The sequence below is a fragment of the Roseovarius sp. JB2-10 genome (genome assembly GCF_055693585.1).
In genome coordinates, this window is the sequence record NZ_CM146337.1 from 1,790,929 (window position 1) to 1,816,875 (window position 25,947).

26 protein-coding genes are annotated in these 25,947 nt (G+C 55.5%); 14 read left to right on the forward strand and 12 right to left on the reverse strand.

The window, feature by feature from the left end:
* Positions 1-270 precede the first annotated feature (270 nt).
* Entirely contained in the window at positions 271-846 is a 576-nt protein-coding gene (locus tag ACZ1HJ_RS08900; RefSeq protein ID WP_472721939.1) for a carboxymuconolactone decarboxylase family protein, read from the forward strand.
* A gap of 166 nt (positions 847-1,012) precedes the next feature.
* On the opposite strand, the gene ACZ1HJ_RS08905 is transcribed toward ACZ1HJ_RS08900, so the two are convergent.
* The 7 genes from ACZ1HJ_RS08905 to trxB form a co-directional block, all read right to left on the reverse strand.
* Positions 1,013-1,573, reverse strand: a complete 561-nt coding sequence (locus ACZ1HJ_RS08905; protein ID WP_472721940.1) for a TetR/AcrR family transcriptional regulator — start codon at positions 1,571-1,573, stop codon at positions 1,013-1,015.
* Between the two features lie 79 nt (positions 1,574-1,652).
* Positions 1,653-2,603 (reverse strand): quinone oxidoreductase family protein, encoded by a 951-nt coding sequence (locus tag ACZ1HJ_RS08910; protein WP_472721941.1) that lies wholly within the window; start codon positions 2,601-2,603, stop codon positions 1,653-1,655.
* Between the two features lie 71 nt (positions 2,604-2,674).
* Positions 2,675-3,670 (reverse strand): MBL fold metallo-hydrolase, encoded by a 996-nt coding sequence (locus ACZ1HJ_RS08915; RefSeq protein WP_472721942.1) that lies wholly within the window; start codon positions 3,668-3,670, stop codon positions 2,675-2,677.
* A 379-nt stretch (positions 3,671-4,049) separates the two neighbouring features.
* Positions 4,050-5,234: an MFS transporter gene (locus ACZ1HJ_RS08920; protein ID WP_472721943.1), complete on the reverse strand. Its 1,185-nt coding sequence runs from the start codon at positions 5,232-5,234 to the stop codon at positions 4,050-4,052.
* 16 nt (positions 5,235-5,250) lie between these two features.
* Complete coding sequence (locus tag ACZ1HJ_RS08925; RefSeq protein WP_472721944.1) at positions 5,251-6,039, reverse strand: hypothetical protein; 789 nt, start codon at positions 6,037-6,039, stop codon at positions 5,251-5,253.
* Positions 6,040-6,937: 898 nt separating this feature from the next.
* Positions 6,938-8,797, reverse strand: coding sequence for a sensor domain-containing protein (locus ACZ1HJ_RS08930; RefSeq protein ID WP_472721945.1), 1,860 nt, complete (start codon positions 8,795-8,797; stop codon positions 6,938-6,940).
* Between the two features lie 304 nt (positions 8,798-9,101).
* Positions 9,102-10,046 (reverse strand): thioredoxin-disulfide reductase, encoded by a 945-nt coding sequence (gene trxB, locus ACZ1HJ_RS08935; RefSeq protein WP_472721946.1) that lies wholly within the window; start codon positions 10,044-10,046, stop codon positions 9,102-9,104.
* A gap of 201 nt (positions 10,047-10,247) precedes the next feature.
* Here trxB and ACZ1HJ_RS08940 point away from each other — a divergent pair, with 201 nt between their 5' ends.
* On the forward strand, positions 10,248-10,748 hold the full coding sequence (locus tag ACZ1HJ_RS08940) for an Lrp/AsnC family transcriptional regulator (RefSeq protein ID WP_472721947.1): 501 nt from the start codon (positions 10,248-10,250) through the stop codon (positions 10,746-10,748).
* On the opposite strand, the gene ACZ1HJ_RS08945 is transcribed toward ACZ1HJ_RS08940, so the two are convergent.
* The 5 genes from ACZ1HJ_RS08945 to lgt form a co-directional block, all read right to left on the reverse strand.
* Positions 10,675-11,556 carry a Hint domain-containing protein gene (locus tag ACZ1HJ_RS08945; protein WP_472721948.1) on the reverse strand — a complete coding sequence of 294 codons (882 nt, stop codon included), beginning with the start codon at positions 11,554-11,556 and terminating at the stop codon, positions 10,675-10,677. The two genes, ACZ1HJ_RS08940 and ACZ1HJ_RS08945, sit on opposite strands and share 74 nt — an antisense overlap.
* A 306-nt stretch (positions 11,557-11,862) precedes the next feature.
* The gene (locus tag ACZ1HJ_RS08950) at positions 11,863-12,000 is read right to left on the reverse strand and encodes a hypothetical protein (protein WP_472721949.1); all 138 of its coding nucleotides are present in this window, start codon (positions 11,998-12,000) and stop codon (positions 11,863-11,865) included.
* 272 nt (positions 12,001-12,272) lie between these two features.
* Entirely contained in the window at positions 12,273-13,028 is a 756-nt protein-coding gene (pgeF, locus tag ACZ1HJ_RS08955) for a peptidoglycan editing factor PgeF (RefSeq protein WP_472721950.1), read from the reverse strand.
* Entirely contained in the window at positions 13,025-14,086 is a 1,062-nt protein-coding gene (locus tag ACZ1HJ_RS08960) for a class I SAM-dependent methyltransferase (protein ID WP_472721951.1), read from the reverse strand. Before ACZ1HJ_RS08960 ends, pgeF begins: the two co-directional genes overlap by 4 nt.
* On the reverse strand, positions 14,083-14,967 hold the full coding sequence (lgt, locus tag ACZ1HJ_RS08965; RefSeq protein ID WP_472721952.1) for a prolipoprotein diacylglyceryl transferase: 885 nt from the start codon (positions 14,965-14,967) through the stop codon (positions 14,083-14,085). Before lgt ends, ACZ1HJ_RS08960 begins: the two co-directional genes overlap by 4 nt.
* A gap of 158 nt (positions 14,968-15,125) precedes the next feature.
* Here lgt and ACZ1HJ_RS08970 point away from each other — a divergent pair, with 158 nt between their 5' ends.
* The 12 genes from ACZ1HJ_RS08970 to ACZ1HJ_RS09025 all read left to right on the forward strand — a co-directional run bounded on the left by ACZ1HJ_RS08970 (position 15,126) and on the right by ACZ1HJ_RS09025 (position 25,833).
* The gene (locus ACZ1HJ_RS08970; protein ID WP_472721953.1) at positions 15,126-15,374 is read left to right on the forward strand and encodes an accessory factor UbiK family protein; all 249 of its coding nucleotides are present in this window, start codon (positions 15,126-15,128) and stop codon (positions 15,372-15,374) included.
* 305 nt (positions 15,375-15,679) lie between these two features.
* The gene (locus tag ACZ1HJ_RS08975) at positions 15,680-16,630 is read left to right on the forward strand and encodes a GlxA family transcriptional regulator (RefSeq protein ID WP_472721954.1); all 951 of its coding nucleotides are present in this window, start codon (positions 15,680-15,682) and stop codon (positions 16,628-16,630) included.
* A gap of 99 nt (positions 16,631-16,729) precedes the next feature.
* A complete protein-coding gene (locus ACZ1HJ_RS08980; protein WP_472721955.1) occupies positions 16,730-17,869 on the forward strand; it encodes an aromatic ring-hydroxylating oxygenase subunit alpha in 1,140 nt (379 codons plus the stop codon).
* Between the two features lie 97 nt (positions 17,870-17,966).
* Positions 17,967-19,499 (forward strand): choline-sulfatase, encoded by a 1,533-nt coding sequence (betC, locus tag ACZ1HJ_RS08985; protein WP_472721956.1) that lies wholly within the window; start codon positions 17,967-17,969, stop codon positions 19,497-19,499.
* Positions 19,496-20,290: an SDR family NAD(P)-dependent oxidoreductase gene (locus tag ACZ1HJ_RS08990; protein ID WP_472721957.1), complete on the forward strand. Its 795-nt coding sequence runs from the start codon at positions 19,496-19,498 to the stop codon at positions 20,288-20,290. The genes betC and ACZ1HJ_RS08990 overlap by 4 nt, the downstream gene beginning before the upstream one ends.
* Positions 20,287-21,216: a 3,5-dioxohexanoate:acetyl-CoA acetone transferase gene (kce, locus tag ACZ1HJ_RS08995; RefSeq protein ID WP_472721958.1), complete on the forward strand. Its 930-nt coding sequence runs from the start codon at positions 20,287-20,289 to the stop codon at positions 21,214-21,216. The genes ACZ1HJ_RS08990 and kce overlap by 4 nt, the downstream gene beginning before the upstream one ends.
* Before the next feature lie 12 nt (positions 21,217-21,228).
* On the forward strand, positions 21,229-21,969 hold the full coding sequence (locus ACZ1HJ_RS09000; RefSeq protein WP_472721959.1) for an SDR family NAD(P)-dependent oxidoreductase: 741 nt from the start codon (positions 21,229-21,231) through the stop codon (positions 21,967-21,969).
* Positions 21,969-22,904 carry a 3-hydroxyacyl-CoA dehydrogenase family protein gene (locus ACZ1HJ_RS09005; RefSeq protein ID WP_472721960.1) on the forward strand — a complete coding sequence of 312 codons (936 nt, stop codon included), beginning with the start codon at positions 21,969-21,971 and terminating at the stop codon, positions 22,902-22,904. The genes ACZ1HJ_RS09000 and ACZ1HJ_RS09005 overlap by 1 nt, the downstream gene beginning before the upstream one ends.
* A 283-nt stretch (positions 22,905-23,187) precedes the next feature.
* Positions 23,188-23,688: a type III secretion system chaperone family protein gene (locus tag ACZ1HJ_RS09010; protein WP_472721961.1), complete on the forward strand. Its 501-nt coding sequence runs from the start codon at positions 23,188-23,190 to the stop codon at positions 23,686-23,688.
* 42 nt (positions 23,689-23,730) lie between these two features.
* On the forward strand, positions 23,731-24,549 hold the full coding sequence (gene proC / locus ACZ1HJ_RS09015; RefSeq protein ID WP_472721962.1) for a pyrroline-5-carboxylate reductase: 819 nt from the start codon (positions 23,731-23,733) through the stop codon (positions 24,547-24,549).
* Positions 24,539-24,880, forward strand: a complete 342-nt coding sequence (locus ACZ1HJ_RS09020) for a tRNA-binding protein (protein ID WP_472721963.1) — start codon at positions 24,539-24,541, stop codon at positions 24,878-24,880. Before proC ends, ACZ1HJ_RS09020 begins: the two co-directional genes overlap by 11 nt.
* On the forward strand, positions 24,877-25,833 hold the full coding sequence (locus ACZ1HJ_RS09025) for a 2-hydroxyacid dehydrogenase (RefSeq protein ID WP_472721964.1): 957 nt from the start codon (positions 24,877-24,879) through the stop codon (positions 25,831-25,833). The genes ACZ1HJ_RS09020 and ACZ1HJ_RS09025 overlap by 4 nt, the downstream gene beginning before the upstream one ends.
* Positions 25,834-25,947 lie beyond the last annotated feature (114 nt).

Sequence of the window (25,947 nt, forward strand, 5' to 3'; positions counted from 1 at the left end):
GTTCCTTAATTTGGTTGGTCAAGCATTGTTGTTGCAGCGAAGGAAACGCGATCAGTTACGTTGAGCTGAAGTTGGGTTTAAACATCTCAATCAACCCCACGAACTAACTGCTTGCACATGCAACAAGACCGAGCACGTAGCTCAAAGATCACAGCAAATAGCCTGTTTTCCGATGACAGGTTTCGGCTGCCATTGTGACTGCACAGATTGGCTGGTCCGAGCGGCGTCAAGAATGAGGCCGGATAACAAGAAAGCTGAAGGGAATAAACAATGCCAAATTTTACGCTGCGCACTGAGGAAACAGCGCCAAAGGAAAGCAAGCCGGTGATGAAAATGGTGAGGGAACGCTACGGTTTTGTTCCGAACCTGACGGCCAGCTTCGCGGAGTCTCCAGAACTGAACGAAGGGTATTGGGCTTTGTCTGATCTCTTTGACCGCACGGCCCTCAGCCCGGCAGAGCGCGAAGTCATCCTGATGTCAAACAATCGGTTGAATGGCTGCCACTATTGTATGGCGGCTCACACTCTTGACGCGAAAATGAGCGGTGTTCCAGAGGACGTCATCGAGGCGTTGCGCAAAGGTACGGCAATTGCCGATCCAAAGCTGGAAGCGCTGCGTAAATTTGCAATCAAAATGAACGAGTCTCGTGGTTATGTCAGCAACCAGGATATGGACGCTTTGCTGGCTGCCGGCTACACCAACCGGACAATTTTTGATGTGGTATTGGGCACCGGTCTCAAAGTACTTTCAAACTATACCAATCATGTCGCAAACACTCCGGTCGATGAAATCTTTCAGAAGACCGCCTGGAGCCCCGAGGAAGTTGTCGGCGCTACGGAAGGATGAACCTGATGCACTTTGAACATGGTTGATCAGGTGCGATGACTTGTGTCGGCAATTTTGATTTTGGCGGTTATCCTTTGCCCAGACAATAGCGGCGACATCGAAGCAAAATAGTCGGGTCAATTTTATCCGCACTTGCGCCTGAAACGCGGTGTTTTCTCTGCCGCGACTAAGCGGCGCGAAGAAATAGCATCATGGTTTTGTTGAAGTTCGTGAGGTTTTGTTTGTCATCTTCGATCTTACGTTTCAAGACCGCGCCCTCCAGAGCTGTCACGACAAACTCCGCAAGCGCCTGTGCAGTCTCGTCGTCGCGGATGGTGCCGTCTTTTTGTCCTTCCAAGATGCAGGCCTCAACGTCGGCAATCCAATCATCATAAAGGTTTCGAAGCGTTTCCCGAAATTCAGCCGAATTGGCCATTTCGCCTGTAAAGTTTCCGACAAGACAGCCAGATTTACTCACGCTAAATGCTGAAATATGCGCGTCGATGCGGTCCAATGGACTTTGCTCCGGATTTCTCAACGCCGCACGAGCATCCTCATACTGACCCCAGTAGAAATTCAGGACTTCCAGTCCCAGTTCATCTTTACTTTTGAAGTGGTTGTAGAACGACCCCTTTGGGACACCAGCATGATCGACGACAGCTTGCACGCCACTCGCGTGGTAGCCAAATTCGTGAAAGACAGCCAATCCGGATTGGATGATTTTGTCTTTGTGGCTTGGTTTCGGCATCGATTGTCACCCTTTGATGAACGAAAGTGCGGGCGGGTTGAATCGCACTCGCACTTGTTTTTTCATTTACACTGTTCGATCAAGACGTGACGAGCACAATTTTGCCTGTGCGTCCGCCCGCCTCGATTAGACGATGCGCTTCTGCGGCTTGGTCAAGTGGCAATGTTTGTTCAACGACAGGTCTGAGCAGGCCACGAGCCGTCAGCTCCCCAAGACGGTTGAGGCGTTCAGCGCTTGGTGTCAGGAAGACCAGATGAATTTCAGCATTAAAGTCCCAACCGGCATATAGGCTTTGTGGATTTGGCTGGTCGACAATGCTGACAACACGTCCAGCAGGTGCCAGGAGACTCAGCGATTTTTCGATCGCATCGCCACCAACCAAGTCGACAACCACATCATAACCTCCACCGGAGTGAGCCGCGAGTTGATCCCATGCATTGGCGTCGCGGTAATCAACGATCTTGTCGGCGCCAAGGCTTTGGACAAACTCTTGCACATCCTTACGGCTTGTTGTGACGACTTCGGCACCAGCAAGACGCGCGATTTGCACAGCGTAAAGACCCACACCACCGGAGCCACCGTGAATCAGCACACGATCACCCGCTTTTACACGGCCGCGTTCAATCAGGCAGACCCAAGCGGTGCTTGCCGCAATTGGCAGAGATGCCGCTTCCACGAAAGACAATCCAATCGGTTTTTTGGCGATCAGTTGTGCCTGCTCGACATGATACTCAGCGTATCCGCCTTCGTTGGATAGGACACGGGTGCTGTAGAACACGTCATCACCCACCGAAAGAGTGTCAACGCCTTCCCCGACTGCCTCAACGGTGCCGGATACGTCCACACCCATTTTGAACGGGGCAGGGACGTATTCCGCATAGTCTCCACGACGGATCTGAACATCCAGCGGGTTGACAGAGGCTGCTTCGACTTTGACCAGAACCTCGCCAATGCCTGGTGTAGGTTTTTGGACATCTTTGATTTCGAGGACCTCAGGGCCCCCATTTTTTTCAGCTAAAATAGCGCGCATGGTTTCATTCCAATATCACGGGGGAGGGAGAGAGAGGGTTTGGGTGCCGGTGACACCGGCACCCGTTCAACTTAGGTGGCATAGCGCCATTCTTCTGGAACCCATTTGTATGAGCCGCTCGCACCACGATCGACATAACCGAAGGATGGGAATGGCAGGTGAGTCGCTGTGACCAGGGTGCGATCCTGAGCGGCTAGATCAAAGACTGTCCGTCGGGATTTTTTGCCGTCTTCTGCATTTGTGTCCCAAATGGCGGAAGCATCAGGGTTCGCAAATTGTACGGCAGCACTGATTACAGCGTCGCCGATGATCAACAGCGTCTCGCCGGCACTTTCAACACGATATCCTGTGTGACCAGGCGTATGACCAGGCAGCGGGAAAGCCGAGATGCCGTCACCTAGGTCTGTCTCACCTTTGAAGGTCGAGATGCGGCCGTCGAATGCAGTTTTCCACTGACGCGCGATGTCGAACCATGGTTTTGAAATTTCGATGGCTTGCGCTTGAGCCGTCTCGCTGGTCCAGAAATTGAGATCGGCTTCATCGACAAGAATTTCTGCGTTCGGAACGGTCACTTTCCCGTCGGGTGTGTACAGGCCGGCAACGTGATCTGGGTGAACGTGCGTGATCAAGACTTGATCGATGTCTTCAGGCTTCACACCAACAGCGGCAAGATTGTTTAGAAACTGACCTGCGTTGGGTCCAAAGAGGTCGCGCGCGCCGCTATCAACAAGGATCAGTTTTTCCCCGGTATTGATCAGGTAAGCATTCACGCCGTTGCGCATAGATTCCGTAGGCAAAAACGCGTCTGAGAAATGACCCTCCAATTCCTCTGGGCTGACATTTGCCCAGATCTGGTGAGGAAGATCGAGGTAACCATCCCCGAGAACTGTGATCTCGTAGTTGCCGAGTTTGCGGCGATACACGTTTGGTATCTGCGCCCCGACAAGTGGGGTAGCTGCGTGCGCTGGCATTGGAAGTGAGGTCATTGCCACACCACCAACCGCAGCGGTGGCTGCGCTCGAGAGGAATGAACGGCGGTTGAAACGATTTTCTGATGTGTCTGACATGATTGTTCCTATTGGTTGAACTGTTAGTGAATCTAACTGCAAATGCAAAATATGACCGGTCGTCTTAAAATTCAAGTGACAGCTGGTTTGTTGAATTCACAATTTCGTGACAGGCCGAAAACTAGTCTAGTGGCGAGCTATGGAGTCAGCTTGGAGCGTGAGGACTGCGTGTTGAGACTAGCTAATGCGATCAAAATTTATCAGGACAAAAGTCACCGAGAAGCTAATCAGGTAAGTACAGCGTCTAGTACCCTTGGAGCAAAAAGCCCGAATTTTGGATTATTGCTGCGGAAAAATCGCTTTTCGTCAGGTTATGGACTGGGACAGAAACATACGTTCGCGCGTTGAGGGAGTTTCACTTTCGGGACTGGGTTTCGCTCTAGACTTCATCAAAAAGCCGTTTGCTTGCCGTCAATGCGCAATAGGCAGCAACGAGACACGTAACGCAGATCGCAGAGGCGGCATGTAGGAATTGAGCTTCTGCGAGTAGGGCGACGGCGGCAATGCCGCCGAGACGTGCAAAAGTGATATCCAGGCTTGTCGAAATGGCGCTCATTCCAACAGGTGCAAACCTCAGGACCAATTGTGTGGATGGGGCGTTGCTGCATGCCAAGCCTGAACCGACAAGAAACGAAGACACGAGCAAGAGTAGGACGTTGTCATTGTGGTGTGAGAGAAGCAATCCGACGATGATAAGGAGCGGAGCAGAAACCATAATTGTACGGATATGGGGGCTGTCCACCAAGTTACGCAAAATGGTGCTCAAACCAGAGAAGGTCAGCCACAAAACAGAAAGGGCAAATCCGAGGCTTGCCACTTTGACGTCGCTTTGGGACAGCCAGACCGGCAGCTGAAACAAATAATAGGTTATAGATCCATAGGTGCAGAACACGTAAATGTACGTCAACCATAGGTCTCGTGATCGGAACAAATCCGAGATGCCTGTCGATGGGCTGGAACGACGTACGGGTTCATCGCTTGCTTGGAACCCGTATAAAATTAGCAACGCTAAGACTGCTAAAATGGCTATGAGCACGAATGCAAAGCTCCACCCGAGCTCGTCCAGAAAGCTACCGTAGAAGAGCGGTGCCAAGGCGGCAACATACCCTGCAATACTGCCCCAGACGATCAGGACTCGTCCCGGTTTGTGCGGTGAAGCGCGCGTCAGTAGAACCGGTACAAGTGGTGAAAATACGCCTCCTCCTAAGCCTTGCAATGCGCGGCCGGCCAATACGGTCTGGAAGTTATCTGCGGATGCCACCAAGAGAGATCCCGCTGCGAAAAGCGCAACGCCAATTCCGAAGACCTTCCTTGTGTCAAAAGCGTCCCCAAACAATCCACCGAACAGAACGCCAACGGCAACGGCAATGCCATAAGCATTGAAGACCCAAGCCAATTCGCCAACTGTCGGAGCGAACTGCGATTGGATTGCGGGCAACAACAAAGGCACCAGCGTGAGTTCCATGACAAATGCGATATTTGCAGCGATCGGACCGAAAATGACGCTGCGTGGCGGCGCTGCCAATCGGCGAGCCTTATCTATTTCCGGCGTATGGGATGTCATTTTTCAATCCAACCGGTCAGACATTTGCTCTGGCGTCCAGGTGGCCATTCGCATCAATAGAACTCGCCTTGGTCTGCAACGTCGAAAGGCTGGATGAACGTTCGAGGCTTTGTGGTGCACGGGCAATCAAATTGGCCATGTCATTTGCGGCCATCCAGATCAGGTAATCCTCTTCTGTCACCTGTTTGTCAGGACCGAGCCAACGACCGGGTTCGCAATGAGAATAGCAGTACCGCAAATGGGCACCCTTCGCGGCCAATTGTTTGGGCACAAGCGCGAAAACAAATGAGGGGTTCCATGCTTTGATCATGATCTCGAGCAGAACGCGCGACAAAAGTGACGTCGCGCCTTGGCTGCGCGGACCACCAAGTCCGCGGGATGCAAGCCAGAATTCGCCCTGATAGCAGACTTTCCCGGTGATCGTTTTGAGCGCTTCCGGCCCTGAGTAATAGGTGAGGTCCGGATCGGGCGTTGAGTCGGGCGTAATGTATTTATGACGGTGGGTATTGAGGTGTGTCGCGAGCGAAATACCCGACAGGTCCAGAAGACGCACAGCCTGCGTGTGAACCAAGTCGCCACTGGGGTCAAACCCGCATATCCAGAAGCCATTGGTATGGTCGATGTAAGAGCTCGCGACATCGAACATTGGGTATATCGGACCACGATCCGGCTGCTTGCTTCGGTGAGAACGGTACTTGGCAAAGTCATCGCCAATCTCAACACGAATGCCGCCCCCTTCAAGATCGTGAAGGATGCCGGACAGATGCGTTATCAATTCAAACAGTCTGCTTGGAGATATCCCCATCCAAATATTCCTCTGCTCCCGGCGTGAAGAGCAAATTCCCATTAATTGGTTAACTATGTGTTAGTTGCACTTCGCAATTTCCGAATTGCGGGTCTTTTTTTCTGACCTTTTTCGAAGGCTTGCTCGGTCGGATTGCCCGTCCTTGACAGAGCCATTTGTACTGTCTTCTTGGTCCAATTGCCCGTGCCCAGAGCTTGCCGGACAAAGATCACGGATATGGGGGAGTTTAAAGTGGCACGCCACGTCTTAAGCGGCTAAATTAAGGAGATTCCTTAAAATTATATACATCAGACAGCCCGTTTAGTCTGGCTGTTAAGGCGCCGTTTTTATGAGGAATTCCGTTGGCTTTTGTTCCTTTTCTGACATCTCACTCCGCCTTCGTAGTTGGATGCAGCGGTGTTCCAGTCGCAAATGCGACGCCTTGAGGGCGAACTATCAGGTGCAGCCATATTTTGGCCAAGTCCGGCCGGATATATGGGTGCACGAAAGGAAACGTGATGAGTGTGATTGAACTGTTTGATTCTTCGATTGTTGTAGCTTGCCCGCCACCTGGATCGGTGAACGTGCGCACCGGAAAGGCCATTGAAGGGCCTGGCGGGAGATGGATTCCCTGCGCGTCCGCAACTGAGGATGGCGCTTATGTTTCTTGCGTCTTCGAAGTTGGTACAGGCCGAAAACAAGTATGTGCCCCAAATCGTTCGACCGACTGTGTTGACGAAGCACTATTTTGTGCAATTGAACTTGCTCGAACCGCCGCTGCCTAAGACGACACTCTAAAGCTTTTGCCATTCTTGTTGAAATGAAGTCGGACCTTAGAGCGCCCTAGAAAACCCAACGCTTTTTTACCAAACCGCTTCAAACCGTACGCCTCAAAACGCACTGGAAGCGGAGTTGTAAATTAGACTGCTCTGCTGATTCCACGGTCCGTATTGCACTCAAAGTCCCGCAACCCCTGACCCCAGAACGCCCCACCAGTTTCTATCAGTTTGTCGCGCAGATCATCCTCGCTCATTGGCTTGCCAAAATAGAAGCCTTGCAGATAATCACAGCCCATCTCACTCACGACCTGCGCATGCTCTTCGGTTTCGACGCCTTCTGCAACCACATGCATGCCCAAACTCTTGCCAATGCCGATGATTGACGCGGCCAACATTCTGGCACTTGTATCCGCAACAACTGGCTGGATGAAGTGACGGTCAATCTTCAGAATTTCAGGTCTGATTTCCAACAACCCGCGTACTGATGCATGTCCCGTGCCAAAGTCGTCGAGTGCAATCGTGACACCAAGCTCATCCAGCTCATCGATGGTCCATCGAACGACATCTCCCATACGGTCCAGATAGACCGATTCAAGAATTTCAACCGTCAATCTTTCCGGTTTGATACCAGAGCTTTTGATGTCGTGGATGAAGGTTGGGTCCGCCAATCGGGCAGCCGAGACATTCACGGCCACGCGGGGAAGATCAACGCCTGCTGCGTCAAAGCGCGACAGCGCGCCATGCACGCTCGCAAAGACGATTTCATCAATACGCTTCAAAATCCCCATATTTGCGGCGGTGTCGAGAAAGGCGGCCGGCGCCAGAATGCCCTTGGTCGGGTGCGCCCATCTGACAAGCATCTCTGCGCAAGCAATCCGACCAGTTTTTGCATCGATCAAGGGCTGGAAATACGGAATAAATTCATGTCTTTCGCATGCCAGCAACAAATCTGATGCCAATTTCTTCGTGGCGATGGATTTCGCATGCATTTCTTCTGTAAAGAACGACCATCGACCCTTGCCTTGGGATTTTGCGTGGTAGAGCGCGGCATCTGCGTCTGCGACGACCTGCTCGGGGTTGTCCATTTTAACGTTCGCAATCGCAACGCCGACACTTGCACTGCAGGCGGTCGACTTGCCTTCGCAGGTGAAGGGGGCCTGCATCCGGTGAACGATTTCATCCGCCAAACTACTGACGTTGAGAGCGCTCTCGCCGAGCGGCTTCAAGATGACAAATTCGTCACCGCCAAGACGCGCAACAAGGTCGGCGTCATCGGTCAGTTCCCGCAACATGGTTGCGACAGAAACCAGCAATCGGTCCCCCGCATCATGACCCAAAGTGTCATTCACAAATTTGAAACGATCCAGGTCGATGTAAAGTACGGCGAATTCCGTCCCCTGTTTTTCCAGGTTCTCAATCCACGTCTTTAGCTCGACCTCGAAATGACGGCGGTTTGAAAGGCCGGTCAACGCGTCTTCGTTCGCATCCTTGGCCACCGATTTGGCAAGTTTGTGCAGGCGTGTATTTTCTTTCTCCAGACGATGAACTCTTTCGACGACTTTCGCGTAACCTTCCCGATCGGAAATCGTTAGTTCTTCTGTTACGATCTTGGCAGGTTCAGCCTGCTCCGCCTCCAGTTCGATGATTGAGCAGAGCCACCAATGACGTCCCGTCTCGGGGTCTGAAAGATGTACCCAGCTCATTCGCTGCCAATAGACCTCTCCATTTTTGCGATTGTTGAGGGCCTTGGTCGAAAAATTCTCCCAATTCATCAGTTTTTCAATGATGTATAGGTGAACGCCCTGCTCCAGATCCGGGCCGATCAGAATGGTTCCGCGTTGTCCTATGGCCTCATCTGCTTCGTATCCGGTGATGTTGGTGAAAGCCCTATTGCACCACTGGAACTCCATGACCGCTCCGTCGTCATCCGACGCCAAAGCAAGTGCAAGGCCTTCGGTGCACTTGTCATTGATTTGATTGAATATCTGAGCAGGTATCAAGTTCGGGGCCTACATAGTTTCACCCCTCTATCGCATCCAAACGATTAGTTACGGTTAAACCATTTGGACACATCAATTTTTTTAGTGAAAAGTGGAATGATTTAGAACAAGGAGGATCTTTAAACTTCCCCTCAACTGTCGCAGAGAAAGCGCCCGCACATGATTGGATGATGGATACAGATCACGAAGACCCAGCTACATGCAGAGGTATTTCGATGCGATGATGCGCATCATTTAAACACGTCATAGTCGCACGGATCAGGCAGGGTGAGGGCTGTTCAAACCCTCCTTGCCCTGCGCATGATTAGTCTTCTTGTTCCGCAAGAAATTTCTCGGCATCCAATGCCGCCATGCATCCCATACCCGCGCTGGTAACCGCCTGACGATAGACATGATCAGTCAGATCACCCGCGGCAAAAACACCGGGAACAGAGGTGCGGGTACTGCCGGCCTCGACCTTGACGTAGCCGCCATTGTGCAATTCCAAAGTGTCTGAAACCAATTCTGTTGCCGGGGCATGTCCGATTGCAACAAATACACCTTTGCAGGCAATTTCGTGTATTTCATCAGTTTGGTTGTTCCGGACTTTTACGCCGGTCACGCCTTTGGGATTATCATCGCCAAGCACTTCAACCAATTCGTGAAACCACAACGGCTCGATCTTGGGGTGTTTCAACAAACGGTTCTGCAGGATTTTCTCTGCGCGCAATTCATCACGGCGGTGGATCAAGGTGACTTTGGACGCGAAGTTGGTCAGAAACAAAGCCTCTTCCACAGCCGTATTGCCGCCGCCAATCACCACGATTTCCTCGCCACGGTAGAAGAAGCCGTCACATGTGGCACAGGCGCTGACACCAAATCCCTTGAACGCCTCTTCGCTGTCGATCCCAAGCCATTTGGCGCGGGCGCCTGTGGCCAGAATAACTGCATCAGCCGTATAGATCGTGCCGCTGTCGCCGGTTGCGGTGAAGGGGCGCTTGGACATGTCGAGATCCGAGATGATATCGCCGATGATTTCGCATCCCATTGCCTTGGCGTGGGCTTCCATACGCACCATGAGGTCAGGTCCCTGAACTTCTGTGTCACCGGGCCAGTTTTCGACCTCGGTTGTGGTGGTCAACTGCCCGCCGGGCTCAATCCCCTGGACCAATATCGGCGATAGCATCGCGCGGCTGGCGTAAACGCCCGCCGTGTAGCCCGCGGGGCCGGAGCCGATGATCAGGGTTTTGGTGTGACGGGTTTCGGCCATTTCGGGCACCTTTCGGGATGGAGAGCAGACTTTCGTTCACCTGATATAGCGACGTGTCGCAGCGCTTGAAACCCCCACTCAATACAGTTGCAAATCCACTGCGATCCGCGACAAAGATTTAACGATCTTGCGCTGTCACGAAAGATTATTGCGCGCCCGACCAGAGGTGATATAACAATCGCGAATATGGGAGTGTTCAGAATGCCATCAACCCGACTTGATCCTATCGACCGCAAGATTCTGGCCGAGTTGCAGGCTGACGGGCGAATGACCAATGTTGAACTTGCAAGCCGTGTCGGGATATCGGCGCCACCTTGTTTGCGCCGCGTGCGTACCTTGGAAGAGCAGGGATATATCCGCGGCTATCACGCGGATGTTGATGCGCGCGAACTTGGGTTCGAGGTGCAGGTCTATGCGATGGTTGGACTTCAGAGCCAGGCCGAGGCGGATTTGAGCGCCTTTGAACAACGTTGCGAGACATGGCCGCTGGTGCGCGAGTGCCATATGCTGAACGGCGAAGTTGATTTCATCCTGAAATGCGTGGCGCCTGATCTTTCAACGTTTCAGAGTTTTTTGACCGAAGAACTGACCGCGGCTGACAATGTCGGCAGCGTGAAGACGTCACTGGTCATCCGGGGCGCCAAGGATGAACCCGGCGTGCCCTTCGATGTGTTGGAGGATCGATTAAGCCGCTCAGCCTGAGCGATTGCTTACCCGCTGATTGTTTCCACCCTGTCCGCAAGGTTGGCCCGCGCCCGAGGATGCGCCAAGGGGCCAAAATCCGATGGCGTATGGATATGCGGGAAAAACGACAGGAACAATGACAGCATGTTTTGCCCCATGTAGTTCTGAAATCCGCGGCCGGGGTGAAAGGTTTCGACCTCCATTCCGGCGGCGGTAATCGTCGCATGGCGATGCAGGCATAGATGATACAGCGTGACAGGCCGGGGGGTGTGACATCAATGATGTGAACGCCGTCCACCAAATCACGCACGGGCGTCAACACGCGGTCTGCGCCAACAATATCATGCATGTCGGTTGGACGTACCAAAAGGCGCGCACCCGGTCCCGCAATCAAATCGCAAGGGGCGTGGGTCAGATCATCGCTGTCGCCCATGATCCGCGTCAACCGGGGATCCTTTGCCCCAACCGTGTCGCGTTTGGGCATCCAAGTCATGGAGCCGATCCACAGCACCGGCATCGGGCCGGCTTCGCGCGTGATCAACTGCATACCAGGCTGCATGTCTTCAATGGCCACAAGCCCCTCGGTCGTTTTGATGAGCGTGCCCCGGGCAAATGCGGAAAAGGCGGATTCGAACATCGGACTGGCGGGGCCAATTTGATCGGTTGAATAAATCTCGCCACCGCGCGTCAGGCTGTCTATCTGAAATTTTCGCATCACAAGGGGCGCAGAGGGGTTCTGTGCGTCAGGCGATAGTGTGGATGTTGGTGTGCGGAGGGTTTGGGTGGACTCGCGCGGAAAGGCGCGGTGCAATGGGGACAGGGTCACGTTTTACTACCTACTAACAAGGGTCTCAACCGCGTCGGCCCCCACCGACAACCCAGAAAGACGTTACTGGAACCCCGCAAAGATGGCAAAATTGCCCTTATTCAGTCAAGTTTTTGACGATTTCGTATCCGAAATTTAACCAATTCGGTCTTCGGGCTGGTTTTGTTTCCAGCAAGCCGCACCCGTGGCCACAATTGCCCCACGATAGGGCTTCGAATCAAATGGATCGCCCCGTTTCCGAGACGATCCACCCTTGCTAACTGATACGAAAAGTACTCGTGAACCCTTCGTTAAAGGCCGCCCCGTTCAGGCGGTCTTTAATTCTTTTAGATGCGTTACTGCAGTGTCCTGCTTGCGGGCAAACCGCACAGACCGGTGAAATGGCAACGCCTCGGTCTGGGTCTTGCTGGCTTTGATGACTGAATTCATCCAACGCTTTTTCATCTCTTCTTTTCCTCTGCTCTCACTGTGCCTTGTTTGGCTTTGTTTGTTGTGTTGAGACCGATCATGGCGTCACTTTGAGGCTATGTTTTGACAATTTGACTTAAATTGAAAAATTTACGTGGATGTTTGATGGGTAAATTAGAAGCTCAAAATACAACCTGATAACCACATGAAAAATATAACAAACCCTATTGAGGGGTGACCTAAGGTCAATTTGTGGTTGTCATGAATTTGGCACGGTTGACCCTCACGGCGCCCCGGTCTTGCCCAATTTATAAACGAATGGTTGATATCAGCCGACCGTAATCTGCCTCTCCGGCATGGGTGGTTCGGCGGTAAGAAAAGAACCGGCTGGGGTCTGAATAGGTGCAATGCCGCGTCCATTCGGCATGACCCACACCTGCGCTACGCAATCGGTGTACGCCGTAGCCTGTCAGATCAAATTGATAGTGACCCTCTTTGCCATTGGCAAAAAATCGACTGTTGTCGGGGTCCTGATCCAGAAACGGGTCGATAAATTCAGGCCCGACCTCATACGCCTGTTGGCTGATCGATGGGCCGATCACGGCACAAATGTCTTGGCGCCGCGCCCCCAAATCGACCATCGCTTCCAAAGTGGCCTCCAGCACGCCATCTAGGGCCCCGCGCCATCCGGCATGGGCCGCGCCAATCACACCTGCATTCTGATCGGCAAAGAGAACCGGCTGGCAATCGGCCGTCAAAATGGCCAGCGCAACGCCTGGGGTCGACGTTACCATCGCATCGGCCTTGGCGGGATTGGCCATTGGACCATCCACAACCTGAACATCCGCTGAGTGGACCTGATACACGGTCACTAGCTTATCCATGCCGATCTGCATCGCTTCGGCCACACGGGCGCGGTTGATTTTGACAACGTCGGCCTGATCCGATGACCCCAAACCACAATTGAGGCCTTCAAACACACCGGAAGACGCGCCCCCTTTGCGGGTGAAAAAGCCATGGCGCAGGGGCGCCAGACAATCTGCCGTCAGGATTTCAAGTGTCATGGTTCCAGTCCGGGTGGGGGCGTGGCCCCGTCGGGGTAAAATGAAATTACTTTGAACAGCGTCCCCATTTCCTGCGGGTGGGTCAAGCGCCGATGTGCGGCTATGTGTCTGTCCTTCGCTTCGCCGGTCAGGTTTTGCGCAAGTTTTTGAGCCCGGGCCGTGATGCCCAATCGTTCCAGAAAAACACCTTGCGGTGTGAGGCGGCTGTAACGCGAAGGTGTGGCCGCTGCCAACGCTTCGAAATCCACATGCGCGGTCAGATCTGCGTCACCGGGGGTGGCGAGTGGGTTGACCGGCGCGTGGTTGGTCAGCGCCTGAAAAGTATCCCCCTGCGATCGCCAATCCCCGTAATCCACGATCAAAGCAGCACCACCATATTGGCTGACACGCGTGCCAATCTCGGCGGCGACCTGTTGCGCTGCCGGACAAATTTCGACAATGTCGCCCGTTTTTGTATCACCCAGCCTGTGATCCAACTCCGCAGGCACGACCGGGCCCGAAAGGCCAAATGTTAAGATATCATCTTGAACGCCCACCACACGTTCGCGCCATGTGTCGCCGTCGCGCTGAAATTGGCGGATGGGCAGGGCGTCAAAAAACTCATTTGCAACCAAAAACAGTGGGCCCTCGGGGAGCGTATCAACGGCCTGATGCCAAACGATATCGCGATGGTCGATGGTGTGCCGTTGCACCGCCTGCAATGGTTCGGAGCGTTCAATCAGATGGAGCTGCAAGGCGTCATGGAAACCGGGCACAGCCTGCGTTGCGCGCAGAATGTCGGCCATCAAGGTGCCACGCCCCGGTCCAGCCTCAACCAGCAAGACAGAGGTTGGCGCGCCTTGGTCGATCCAGGATTGCGCCAAGCTGAGCCCAATCAATTCTCCAAACATCTGGCTGATTTCCGGGGCTGTTGTGAAATCACCCCCGGCACCCAACGGATCACGCGTGGCATAATACCCATGGGTCGGATGCAGCAGACAGTCAGACATGTAGTCGGCAAGTGTCAACGGACCTGCCGCGTTGATCCGATGGATCAGGTGCCGGCTGAGCGCAGTCATGCGCGTCGACGGGCCAACGTGATCATCAATAGACCAAAGGCGATCATCGGCAGGGACAGCAGTTGCCCCATGCTCACGCCCGCCGGGCCCAGTTGCAAGACATAGCCAAGTGGGTTGTCAGGGGTGATAAAATGCGCATCTGCCTGACGGACAAACTCGACGATAAATCGCGACAGGCCGTAGCCAACAAAGAATACGCCCGTGGCAAATCCGACGCGTTTCAGCGCACCACGTCTGTACACCAAAAACAACAGGACAAGCCCGAGGATCAACCCTTCGAGCAGGGCTTCATAAAGCTGTGTGGGGTGGCGCGCGCATATGCCTTCGATCGCCGGGCAATCCTGTGCTGCGGCCCCCGGAAACGCCACTCCCCACGGCAGTGATGTCGGGCGTCCCCAAAGTTCGGCATTTATGAAATTGGCCAATCGGCCCAACAGCAGCCCTACAGGCGTGGCCATGCAGAGCACGTCCGCGACTGAAAACCCACGAATTCCGCGCCGCCATGCAAAGGCGAAACACGCGATAATGACGCCGATCAACCCGCCGTGAAAGGACATACCACCTTGCCAGACCTGAAGGATTTCGGCCGGGTTTTGCAGGTAATAAAGCGGTTTGTAAAACAGGACAAAGCCAAGGCGACCACCCAGAATGACGCCCAGAATAACCCAGGTCAGCAAGTCCTCGACATCCGACACGCTCATGACTGATTTGTCTTCCGGCCAAAGGTGCGGCCGCTTAACCGTTGCCACAACCAAACGCCAGCCGATCAGAATACCCACGATATAGGAGAGCGCATACCAACGCAGCGCAAACTCCATGCCGAAAAGCGAGATGCTGAAAATCTCGGGCGCGATGTCGGGAAAGGGGATCATTGCCTGCATGGGGCAATGTGTGTGGTGCCACGCGAGGGAAGTCAACGCCGAAGTCGGTTGGCATGCTGTTGGTTTTGTATAGGCAAAAGCGCTGCGGCAATGTCGACCTTGTGAATGGAGGCAAAACGCCCCATATACCCTGATGATTGATCTTTCGGAGGCCTGCCATGCAGACGCGTAACAAAGTGCTTGATGACATCTCAAAGCTGATGACCAACGCAATGGGCGTGGCACAAGGCGCGAAGGATGAAGCCGAAACGGCGATGAAATCCATGATGGACCGGTGGCTGGCAGATCGTGACTTTGTGACCCGTGAAGAGTTCGATGCGGTGCGCGCGATGGCGCAAAAAGCCCGTGAGGAAAATGAAGCCCTCAAGGCGCGGATCGATGCACTCGAAAGCGCGGGCAAAAGCTGACGCAGATATCCTGCGGTAGCGGGTTCCCAAAGCGACAAATTCCAATTCCACTGCCCTGAACTTCCAGCAATTGCAGGTCAGAAAAGCGTGTGCGCGTTGGTTTTCCAGAGCGAGTTATAATTGATTGGGTGGGTATCGCCGATCGCAGCCACAGTCGAAGTGCGCGCGCTTTGGCTAGGAGAACAGCGCGTTTTACGCTCCTCATTGGCCGAAATTTGGTCTAGATTGGCCAAATGCGGCGATCTCAATCTGACCCTACTCAAATCCTGTGTCTGGTGACGCCTCACTTTAATTTGGCCAGCACGATGGCTTTTCTGGATCCGTTCCGGGCGGCAAATTACCTCCACGGCCGGGCTCATTTCACGTGGCGAATGGTGTCGGACGAGGGCGGGTTGTGCCGGGCCAGCAACGGGCTCGCGGTTGAGGTGGAGCCATTGGACGCCGTCCGTTCGGTTCAGCCGGACCTGCTCATCGTGTCCAGTAGTTGGACACCTGAGGCTTTTGCCAGCCCCGCTCTTCTGTCGATGATACGGCGGTCGTCGCGCGGGGGCAGTTACGTAGGCGCTGTTGACACGGCGGCTTTTCTGCTGGCCGAGGCGGGTTTGCTCTCGGGGCGGCGGGCAACGGTTCATTACGAACATATAGATGCACTGGGCGAGCGGTTTGCAGATGTAGAGGTTGTTGAGGACCTGTTTGTGCATGACGGTACGGTTGGAACATGTTGCGGCGGAAGCGCGGCCACAGATTATGCCCTGTTTCTATTGCGGGAATTGGTGGGCGACGCATTGACCAATGATTGCGCCAAATATCTCTTCCACAATGCTGTTCGCGGTCCTGGAACGCGGCAGACAGACGCGCATCTCGAACCTCTGGGGAACACCGCACCGCCCAAAGTGCGTCGTGCGATCGAGATTATGGAAGCCAATTTGGAGGACCCGATCCCTATCCCTGAGATTTGTGCACAGGCTGATGTGTCGCAAAGGCAATTGATCCGGCTCTTTCGTGACTATGTCAAAACCAGCCCTCAGCTCTATTATCGTGATATTCGGTTGGACCGGGCGCGAGGTCTTGTGACACAGACCGAATTGCCAATGGCGCAGGTGGCGTTGGCGTCCGGATTTGCCAGCCAGGTGCATTTCAGCCGGGCCTACAAGGCGCGATTTGGTAAGCCACCCAGTCAGGACCGGATAGACGGGCGCGTGCCGTTCGAGTTTCGCGCCTGGCCGATGTATCGCCATGCAGAGGGGCGGAATTAGGCAATTTAGATCAAAATTCCGGCGAATTGTGCACAGACGATCCATAGCATGATCTCTGATCATCGGGTCAAATACAGTATGATATCCGGGGGAGCCGCGGTGACGAACCTGCCATCCAAATCACAATTCGCGTCCATCTCGCGCGGCTATTCGGCGAATGAAGGGAATTCCCTTTCTCTCAATGCCGATGCCTACACGCGCGCGGAGTGGTTCGCGGCCGACACGCAGGCCATTTTGGCAAGGTCCTGGCAATGGGTGTGTCACGTCGAAAAACTGCGCGAGCCCGGCGCGTTTACCACGGTCGACATCGCGGGCCATCCAATTGCTGTCGTGCGGGATCGTGATGGAACGCTGAGGGCATTTTACAACGTTTGCAAACACCGCGCGCATCACCTGCTGACGGGCGAAGGCAACACCACGCGGATCATGTGCCCTTACCACGCCTGGGTCTATAAGCTGGACGGGCATTTGGTGCGTGCACCCGAGACCGAGCATCTGGAGAACTTCAATACGGGCGAGGTTTGCCTCGATCAGGTGCAGGTCGAAGAGTTTGCGGGCTTTGTCTATGTCAATCTGGATCCGAACGCGGCTCCGCTGCGCGAGGCGTCCGGTAATCTGGAAACGGAAATTCGCCACTGGGCACCGGATATTGATCAACTGACATTCGGGCATCGGCTGACCTATGACATCAAGTCAAACTGGAAGAATGTCGTCGACAATTTTTTGGAATGCTACCATTGCCCGACCGCGCATAAGGATTTCTGTGATCTCGTGGATATGGATACTTATAAGGTCACCACCTATGGCATCTATTCCAGCCATATGGCCGAAGCGGGCAAGGGCGCAAATTCGGCGTATGATGTGTCGAATGCCACGGTGCGCACCCATGCGGTCTGGTGGCTTTGGCCCACAACCTGCCTGATGCGCTATCCGGGCAGGTCATCGATGATTGTGCTCAATATTATCCCGATGGGCCCGGACCGGACGCTTGAAACCTATGATTTCTTTCTCGAAACGCCAGAGCCTGATGCGATGGAACTGGACGCCATGCGGTATCTCGATGAGGTGCTGCAGGTCGAAGATATCGGTCTGGTGGAAAGTGTGCAGCGCGGGATGAGCACGCCAGCATTTTCGCAAGGCAGGATTGTGAATGACCCGTCGGGATCAGGAAAATCCGAGCATGCGGTGCATCATTTTCACGGGCTTGTGTTGGACGCGTATAAGCAGGTAGCGCCGTGACGGGCCTGCCCCACCACAGCAGCCCGGTCAAAGCCCACCCGCCCACCCCTTTGCCCAGCCCGCTGCGGTGGGGCAGGCCTGTTGGTGGAGGTCACTGATGCGCTCGAATATCGTGGTGGTGATGGCCGATCAATTGGCGCCGCAATGGACGGGCGCCTATGGCCACAAGGTCGCGAAAACGCCGCATATGGATGCCTTGGCGGCGCGCGGCATGCGGTTTGATGCGGCCTATTGTAACTCCCCGCTGTGTGCGCCGTCGCGTTTCGCCTTCATGTCGGGTCAGTTGATCAGCCGGATTGCGGCCTTTGACAATGCCAGCGAATTACGCGCCTCGGTTCCGACTTTTGCCCATTACCTGAAGGTACTGGGGTATCGCACATGCCTGAGCGGCAAGATGCATTTTGTCGGTCCCGACCAGAAGCATGGATTTCAGGACCGGGTGACCACAGATATCTACCCGGCTGATTTCGCCTGGACGCCCGATTGGGAGGCCCCGGATGAGCGGATCGACAAGTGGTACCACAATATGCAGACCGTCAAGGAAAGCGGCGTGGCGCAGGCCACATTCCAGATCGACTATGACGACGAAGTCGGGTTCGCCGCGCGTCGGTGGCTGTTTGATCGCGCCCGGGATTGCGCGGCAGGGGACGACACACCGTATCTTATGGTGGCCAGTTTCATCCACCCGCATGACCCTTACGTCGCGCGCCCAGAATGGTGGGACCTCTATGAGGGCGAAGAGATCGACATGCCGGATTTTGTGCCCCCTTTGGAGGCGCAGGATCCGTTCTCGCGCCGGGTCATGGACGGAATCGAGGCAAGTGCCGTGCCCCTGACCGACGAAGAAGTGCGCCGCGCCCGCCGGGCCTATCTGGCCAACGTCAGCTATTTTGACAGCAAGGTGGGGGAAGTCGTGCGCACGCTGGAAGAGACCGGCGAGATCGACAATACGTTCGTCATCGTGACGGCTGATCACGGTGACATGCTGGGGGAACGTGGCCTTTGGTACAAGATGAACTTCTTTGAACACTCCGCTCGGGTGCCGCTAATCATGGCGGGGCCGGGCATTTCGCGGGGCAACGCCGCCAATGCCTGTTCTTTGGTCGATCTGATGCCCACTTTCGTCGAGATCGCCGGTGGTGATCCGTCGATTTTCGGAGAACCGGTCGATGGCCGGTCACTCATGCCGCTGGCCCGTGGTGAAGAAGACCCGATCGACGAGGCAATCGGGGAATACTGCGCCGAGATGACACCCTATCCGGTTATCATGATCCGCCGGGGTGATTTGAAATACATCCACTGTGATGCGGACCCGCCGCAGCTCTATGACCTGGCGCTTGATCCACAGGAAACAAAAAATGTGGCTACCGATCCGCGATACAAAGATCGCGCGGCAGCTTTCGCCACTGAAGTGGCCAATCGTTGGGACAGTGAAAAACTGCGTGCCGATATCATCGCCACCCAGAAATCCCGGCGCGCGCTGCATGCGGCGATGGAGGCGGGCGCAGGCGAGCCATGGGACTACAACCCGCCACGAGATGCATCGAATGAATATGTGCGCAATCATATGGACTGGACAGAGGCCGCAGGCCGCTACCGATTTCCACCGCTGAAGGAGACCGACACATGATGCTCAAGGATAAAACTGCGCTGGTCACGGGCGGGCGCGGCGGGATTGGGCGTGCGGTTGTTGCGCGGTTCCTGCGTGAAGGGGCGCAGGTCTATGCCGCCGACCTGACAGCGGAAGGGTCATTGGCCGCGCATGACGATGACGGAAGTCACTTCGTCAAACTGGATGTCACACAGGAGGCAGATGCCATCGCTGCGATGGAGATTGTTGGCGCGAAAGCAGGCAAGCTCGACATCCTCGTCAATGCCGCCGGTATCGAGATTGAAAAGACCATCGAGGAGACCTCGCTTGAAGAATGGAACCAATCCTTTGCGGTCAATGCCACCGGGACGTTTCTGACATCGAAATACGCGCTGCCCCTGATGCGCACGGCGGCCAATGGTGGAACCTCGGCCAGTATCATCAATTTCGGTTCTTATGACGGGTTCATCGCTGATCCCGGGCTAGCGGCCTATTGTGCCACCAAGGGCGCGGTGCATGCCCTGACACGGGCGATGGCTTGCGATCACGGCCCAGAGGGCATTCGGGTCAACGCGATCTGCCCGGGTTATGTGGACACGCCGATGTTGCAGAGCTTTTTCACTGGGGACGGCTCGGGCGGGTGCGGCAAGACCATTGACCAATTGCAGCAGGCGGTGCGCGATGTACACCCGATGCGAACCTATGGCACGCCCGAGGACATTGCCAACCTGGTCAATTGGCTGGCGTCGGATGAAGCGCGGTATGCGTCGGGGCAGCTTTGGGTGCTGGATGGTGGGTTGAGTGCTCAGGTGCAGCAGATGAAGCTATGAGCAAACCCGTCATCATCACCTGCGCGCCCACGGGGGGCATCCACACGCCCACCATGTCCAAGTATTTGCCAATCACGCCCAGTGAAATCGCAGAAGCCAGCATCGGTGCGGCCGAGGCCGGTGCGTCGATCATCCATCTGCACGCGCGTAACCCGGACACGGGCCAGCCCGATCCTGATCCCGACCTCTTCATGCAGTTCCTGCCGCGGATCAAGCAGGCCACAGGCGCGGTGATGAATGTTTCCACTGGTGGTGGCCTTGGCATGACCCGCGAACAACGGCTGCGCGCGGCGCTCAAAGCCAGCCCCGAGATGGCCAGCATGAACATGGGCAGCATGAATTTCGGTATTTTCCCGATGATGCAGAAATACTCCAATTGGCAGCATGAGTGGGAGCCGGAATTTCTGGACATGACGCGGGATTTCATTTTCCGCAATACGTTTGCGGATATCGAGTTTGCGATGCGCGAGCTGGGCGACGCCCATGGCACCAAATTCGAGTTCGAATGCTATGATCTGGGACATCTCTACAACCTCGCCTGGGTGGTGGATCAGGGGTGGGTTAAACCGCCGTTTTTCGTGCAGATGGTCTTTGGCATTCTGGGTGGCGTCGGGGCCGATATTGATAACCTCATGCACATGCACACGATCGCCGAAAAGCTCTTTGGCGATGATTATGAATGGTCGGTGCTGGCTGCGGGGCGTTATCAGATGATGTTCACCACCCAAGCGGCCATGTTGGGTGGAAATGTGCGGGTCGGTTTGGAAGACAGCCTTTACATCGGTCCGGGCGAAAAGGCCAAATCCAACGCAGAGCAGGTGACCAAGATCCGGTCGATCATTGAAAACCTTGGCAAAACCATCGCCACCCCTGAGGAGGCGCGCAAACGTCTTGGGCTCAAGGGTGCAGATAAAGTGGCGTTCTGAAAAGGGAATCAAATGCGGCTCAAAGGGAAAAAGGCACTGGTCACAGGCGGTCGTCAAGGTATCGGGCGCGGCATTGTCGAGGCATTTCTAACCGAAGGCGCCGAAGTGTTGGCCTGCGGACGCGGCCCGCTGCCGGATGGCCTGCCAACCGGGTGCGGGTGGCAAAGTGCCGACGTGTCGGATGCGGCGCAGGTGGCGGACCTTGCCGACGCTGCGGGGGCAGTCGACATATTGGTCAATAATGCGGGCGTGCAGGTGGAAAAGACCGTTGTAGACAGCACTGACGCCGACTGGGATCTGGTCATTGGTGCCAATTGCCGGGGCGTATTCAACACGTGCCGGGCCTTGATCCCGCAGATGCCCAAGGGGGGTTCGATCATCAATATCGGCTCGATCTCCGGGCACATGTCGGATCCGTCCATGGCGCTCTACAACGCCTCGAAGGCTTTTGTACATGGGCTGACACGGTCTATCGCGGTCGATCACGGCCCGGACATTCGCTGTAACGCCATCTGCCCGGGTTGGATCGAAACGGGGATGTTGGAGGCAGGGTTCGACCTGTCGAGCAATCCGGAAGCCGCCCGCAAGGACGCGCTGGCGCGCCATGCAACGCGGCGGTTCGGTAAACCGGCGGATATTGCCGCAATGGCCGTCTGGCTGGCCTCGGATGAGGCGGCATTTGCCACGGGGCAGATGTTTACGGTGGATGGCGGCATGACAGCCGCGTCGCCCATCAACACAGGGCTTTTTTGATGGTTGATACGTCTCGTACCGCCGTTCTGGGGGCCGGTGTTATTGGTGCCAGCTGGGCTGCGCTTTTTCTGGCATCGGGGCGGTCTGTCGCCGTTTTTGATCCTGCGCCGGAGGCACAGGGCACCGTACGGGCCTATGTTGATCAGGCCTGGAAAACAATGTCAGAACTGGGCCTGACAGACCGGGGTGACCCGACGCGCATCACTTTTCACAACTCGGCGGCCGAGGCAGTAGTCGGTGCTGGTTTCATCCAGGAGAACGTCCCGGAACGCCTGCCGATCAAACATGCCACCTTCGCCGAAATCGAACCGGCGCTCGCAGAGGGTGCGATAGTCGCCAGCTCCGCTTCCGGGCTGACGCTTGGCCAGATGCAGGGCGGATGGTCTGATCCCGCACGGTTCGTTCTTGGCCATCCTTTCAACCCACCGCATCTGATTCCGCTCGTCGAAGTGATGGGCAATGACCGCACGGCACCCGGTGTCGTGGAAAGCGTCGAAGCCTTTTATGCGGATATCGGCAAGGTCACGATCCGGGTGAAAAAAGAAGTGCCGGGTCACGTGGCCAACCGGTTGCAGGCGGCTGTTTGGCGCGAGGCTATTCACCTTGTGCAGTCCGGTGTGGCCAGTGTCGGCGACGTAGACAAAGCCATGTCTGCGGGTCCCGGTCTCAGATGGGCGGCAATGGGGCCGACCATGCTTTTTGGCCTCGGCGCGGGGCAGGGCGGGCTGCAGGCGTTTTGCGATCATTTTTCCGAGACGTTCAACGGCTGGTGGGACGATCTGGGACAACCCTATCTTGATCCGGACGTGACGGCCAAACTGGTCGATGGTCTGGCGCAGGCCACCGATGGCGCGCCGGTTGAGGAACTGGCGGCTCGGCGCGATGCCATGATTGTGGCGATGCAAAAAGCGTTGGAGAACGCGCGCAGGTCCTAACGTCTGGTTAAAACTCTTGTTCTACGCTGCGTGCATCCATGGGTGTCGCTGTTGCGCGTTCGTGAAGGCCGGCCGAAATTTACGGAACCCGCTATAAATGGTGATGCAAGAATAGTCATCCACAACTTATTGCGGTTATCCACAACAAATAGCTTTACAGGTCGCCTGAAACGCCGCACCATATCTTGTATGGGCGAGGGGATTAGCCCCCGCTCGTAGAGCAGGCACCTAGCGCTTGGGGCGCTTCCCGCCCCACGACGCTACAGCAAAAAGAGGTGGCGCAATGAGTTTGTCCGAGCATCTTATGGAAGAAGATCTTCACCCCATCGATATTGTGGAGAATATCGCGGAATACCACGACTGGGATTTTGATCGTATCGCCGATGATCAAATCGCGATGGCGGTGGAAGGCCAGTGGCGCACCTATTCGATCACGCTGGCATGGTCTGCTTATGATGAAACATTGCGCTTGGTGTGCAGTTTCGAGATGGAACCGCCCGAAGACAAGTTACCAGCGCTTTATCACGTCTTGAACGACGTAAACGATCAATGCTGGGCCGGGGCGTTCACATATTGGAACGAGACCAAGCTGATGGTCTATCGCTATGGGTTGGTGATGGCCGGTGGTCTGGGTCCAAGTCCTGAACAGATCGATACGTTGATCACAGCTGCCGTGCTGAGTGCTGAGCGGTATTACCCGGCCTTCCAATTGGTTGTCTGGGGAGATCGCGCGCCGAAAGATGCGCTGCAAGTCGCCATTGCAGAGGCGTACGGCCGGGCGTAAACCTAACCCCGCGATGTGGTGCATTAACGCGGGGGTCCCTTCATGGACATGTCATTTGTGGCCGAAAACGGCCTTGTATTGCTGGGCTGCGGCAAGATGGGCTCGGCCATGTTGCAGGGCTGGTTGTCGGATGGATTGCCGTCCAGTTCTGTCTGGGTGATTGATCCCATGCCGTCGGACTGGGTCAAATCCACGGGCGTCCACATCAACACCGAATTGCCCGCAAAACCCGCCATTGTCCTCATTGCTGTAAAGCCTCAGATGATGGGGAGTGCATTGCCTGCGATTGCCGCAATGGGGAATGGTGAAACGCTTTTTGTATCCGTGGCCGCAGGCACGCCGATTGCTGCGTATGAGGCCGCACTGGGTGCGCAAAGCCCGATCATCCGCGCGATGCCGAATACACCTGCTGCCGTGGGTCAAGGCATCACGGCCATGATCGGAAACGCTCATTCCAACGCCGTTCATATGGATTTGGCCGAAGGGCTGTTGCACGCCGTGGGTGAGGTCGTGCGGCTGGCGGACGAAGCACAAATGGACGCAGTTACAGGCGTGTCCGGATCAGGACCCGCTTATGTTTTCCACATGATCGAATGCCTGGCGGCGGCGGGCGAAGCACAAGGGCTGACCCCGGTTTTGGCCATGCAATTGGCCAAGGCCACAGTGGCGGGGGCAGGGGCGTTGGCGCAGGCCGCTGATGAAACGCCGGCGCAGTTGCGCGTGAATGTGACCAGTCCCAATGGGACAACCCAGGCGGGGCTTGAGGTGCTGATGCGGGAAGATGCAGGATTGCCGCCCTTGATGGCCGCAACGGTCAAGGCGGCAACTGATCGATCCAAGGAACTGGCGCATGGCGGATGACCTTACGTTTGATGAGTTTCTGAAGGTTGATATCCGTGTGGGCCGGGTTGTACGTGCCGAACCATATCCAGAAGCGCGCAAACCGGCGATCAAGATGTGGATCGACTTTGGACCGGAGCTGGGAGAGAAAAAGACCTCGGCACAAATCACGGGACATTACACGCCAGAGGGCGTGATCGGACGCCAGGTGATGGCCGTTGTTAACTTTCCACCCCGACAAATCGGCAAGTTTATGTCAGAAGTGCTGGTGCTCGGGCTATCCGATAGCGGCGGGGAAATCGTTCTGCTAACCCCGGACAGGGACGTGCCTGTCGGAGAACGGATGCATTGAAAAGAATCTTGCTGACCCGGCCGATGCCGGAGCGCGTGGTTGAAGCCGCGCGCGCTCGATTTGATGTGGAAATACGGGACGAAGCGGAACCGCTTAAAGTGGGCCAGATGCGTGCGGCACTGGCGCTTTACGACGGCGTGATGCCGACCCGGGGCGATATGTTTCAGGCGGAAGTGTTCAACGGGTTCGACAACCCCAGATGCAAGATTTTGGCAAACTTTGGGGTGGGGATCAGCCATATTGACGCTGAGGCGGCGCAGCGTGTTGGAATTTCTGTGACCAATACCCCGGGTCCGGTGGCGGATGCGCGCGCTGATATTGCCCTGACATTGATGCTGATGAATGCGCGTCGTGCGGGTGAGGGCGAGCGTATGGTGCGCGCGGGCAACTGGCAGGGCTGGACCCCCACGCAGATGCTGGGCATGCATATGACCGGAAAGCGGGTTGGCCTTGTTGGAATGGGGCCGGTCGGGCAGTCGATCGCGCGGCGGTGTCATTTCGGTTTTGAAATGTCAGTGAGCTATGCCCGTGGGGGCGGAGACATAGACCTTGGATTCCCAACCGAACCCTTGAGGTTGGATGATTTGCTGGCAACATCGGATTTCGTCGTGCTGTGTATGCCCAGTACAGAACAGACGCGCCATCTGATGAATGCCGAGACCTTCGCGTTGATGCCGTCGCGCGCCTATCTGATCAACGTCGTTAGTGGCGATATGGTTGATGAAGTTGCGTTGATAGACGCGCTGCAATCTGGTCAGATCGCGGGGGCGGGGTTGGATGTCTACGCCAATGAGCCGGACATTCCGGAAGCGTTGAGGGAATTGGAAAACGTGGTTCTTTTGCCGCATCTGGGATCCGCCGCACGAGAAGTGCGGGAGGCCATTGGGATGATGGCATTGGAAAACCTGCAGCTCTTTTTTGAAGGATCTGTGCCACCAAATCGCGTCGTGTGAGAATACCCCTGCAGAGCGACCCCACCCACCCGTCGCTCTGCAGGGGGTTTATGCGGTTTTCCGCTCCGTTACGCTTGACGTAGGCCGCGGCATGGGATGATCTGTTGTGATCCG

What these genes read in the sequence shown, in the direction of transcription:
- ACZ1HJ_RS08900 (WP_472721939.1), top strand. Translation starts at nt 271, where the DNA reads ATGCCAAATTTTACGCTGCGCACTGAGGAAACAGCGCCAAAGGAAAGC.
- ACZ1HJ_RS08905 (WP_472721940.1), bottom strand. Translation starts at nt 1,573, where the DNA reads ATGCCGAAACCAAGCCACAAAGACAAAATCATCCAATCCGGATTGGCT.
- ACZ1HJ_RS08910 (WP_472721941.1), bottom strand. Translation starts at nt 2,603, where the DNA reads ATGCGCGCTATTTTAGCTGAAAAAAATGGGGGCCCTGAGGTCCTCGAA.
- ACZ1HJ_RS08915 (WP_472721942.1), bottom strand. Translation starts at nt 3,670, where the DNA reads ATGTCAGACACATCAGAAAATCGTTTCAACCGCCGTTCATTCCTCTCG.
- ACZ1HJ_RS08920 (WP_472721943.1), bottom strand. Translation starts at nt 5,234, where the DNA reads ATGACATCCCATACGCCGGAAATAGATAAGGCTCGCCGATTGGCAGCG.
- ACZ1HJ_RS08925 (WP_472721944.1), bottom strand. Translation starts at nt 6,039, where the DNA reads ATGGGGATATCTCCAAGCAGACTGTTTGAATTGATAACGCATCTGTCC.
- trxB (WP_472721946.1), bottom strand. Translation starts at nt 10,046, where the DNA reads ATGGCCGAAACCCGTCACACCAAAACCCTGATCATCGGCTCCGGCCCC.
- ACZ1HJ_RS08940 (WP_472721947.1), top strand. Translation starts at nt 10,248, where the DNA reads ATGCCATCAACCCGACTTGATCCTATCGACCGCAAGATTCTGGCCGAG.
- ACZ1HJ_RS08950 (WP_472721949.1), bottom strand. Translation starts at nt 12,000, where the DNA reads ATGAAAAAGCGTTGGATGAATTCAGTCATCAAAGCCAGCAAGACCCAG.
- pgeF (WP_472721950.1), bottom strand. Translation starts at nt 13,028, where the DNA reads ATGACACTTGAAATCCTGACGGCAGATTGTCTGGCGCCCCTGCGCCAT.
- ACZ1HJ_RS08960 (WP_472721951.1), bottom strand. Translation starts at nt 14,086, where the DNA reads ATGACTGCGCTCAGCCGGCACCTGATCCATCGGATCAACGCGGCAGGT.
- lgt (WP_472721952.1), bottom strand. Translation starts at nt 14,967, where the DNA reads ATGCAGGCAATGATCCCCTTTCCCGACATCGCGCCCGAGATTTTCAGC.
- ACZ1HJ_RS08970 (WP_472721953.1), top strand. Translation starts at nt 15,126, where the DNA reads ATGCAGACGCGTAACAAAGTGCTTGATGACATCTCAAAGCTGATGACC.
- ACZ1HJ_RS08975 (WP_472721954.1), top strand. Translation starts at nt 15,680, where the DNA reads ATGGCTTTTCTGGATCCGTTCCGGGCGGCAAATTACCTCCACGGCCGG.
- betC (WP_472721956.1), top strand. Translation starts at nt 17,967, where the DNA reads ATGCGCTCGAATATCGTGGTGGTGATGGCCGATCAATTGGCGCCGCAA.
- ACZ1HJ_RS08990 (WP_472721957.1), top strand. Translation starts at nt 19,496, where the DNA reads ATGATGCTCAAGGATAAAACTGCGCTGGTCACGGGCGGGCGCGGCGGG.
- kce (WP_472721958.1), top strand. Translation starts at nt 20,287, where the DNA reads ATGAGCAAACCCGTCATCATCACCTGCGCGCCCACGGGGGGCATCCAC.
- ACZ1HJ_RS09000 (WP_472721959.1), top strand. Translation starts at nt 21,229, where the DNA reads ATGCGGCTCAAAGGGAAAAAGGCACTGGTCACAGGCGGTCGTCAAGGT.
- ACZ1HJ_RS09005 (WP_472721960.1), top strand. Translation starts at nt 21,969, where the DNA reads ATGGTTGATACGTCTCGTACCGCCGTTCTGGGGGCCGGTGTTATTGGT.
- ACZ1HJ_RS09010 (WP_472721961.1), top strand. Translation starts at nt 23,188, where the DNA reads ATGAGTTTGTCCGAGCATCTTATGGAAGAAGATCTTCACCCCATCGAT.
- proC (WP_472721962.1), top strand. Translation starts at nt 23,731, where the DNA reads ATGGACATGTCATTTGTGGCCGAAAACGGCCTTGTATTGCTGGGCTGC.
- ACZ1HJ_RS09020 (WP_472721963.1), top strand. Translation starts at nt 24,539, where the DNA reads ATGGCGGATGACCTTACGTTTGATGAGTTTCTGAAGGTTGATATCCGT.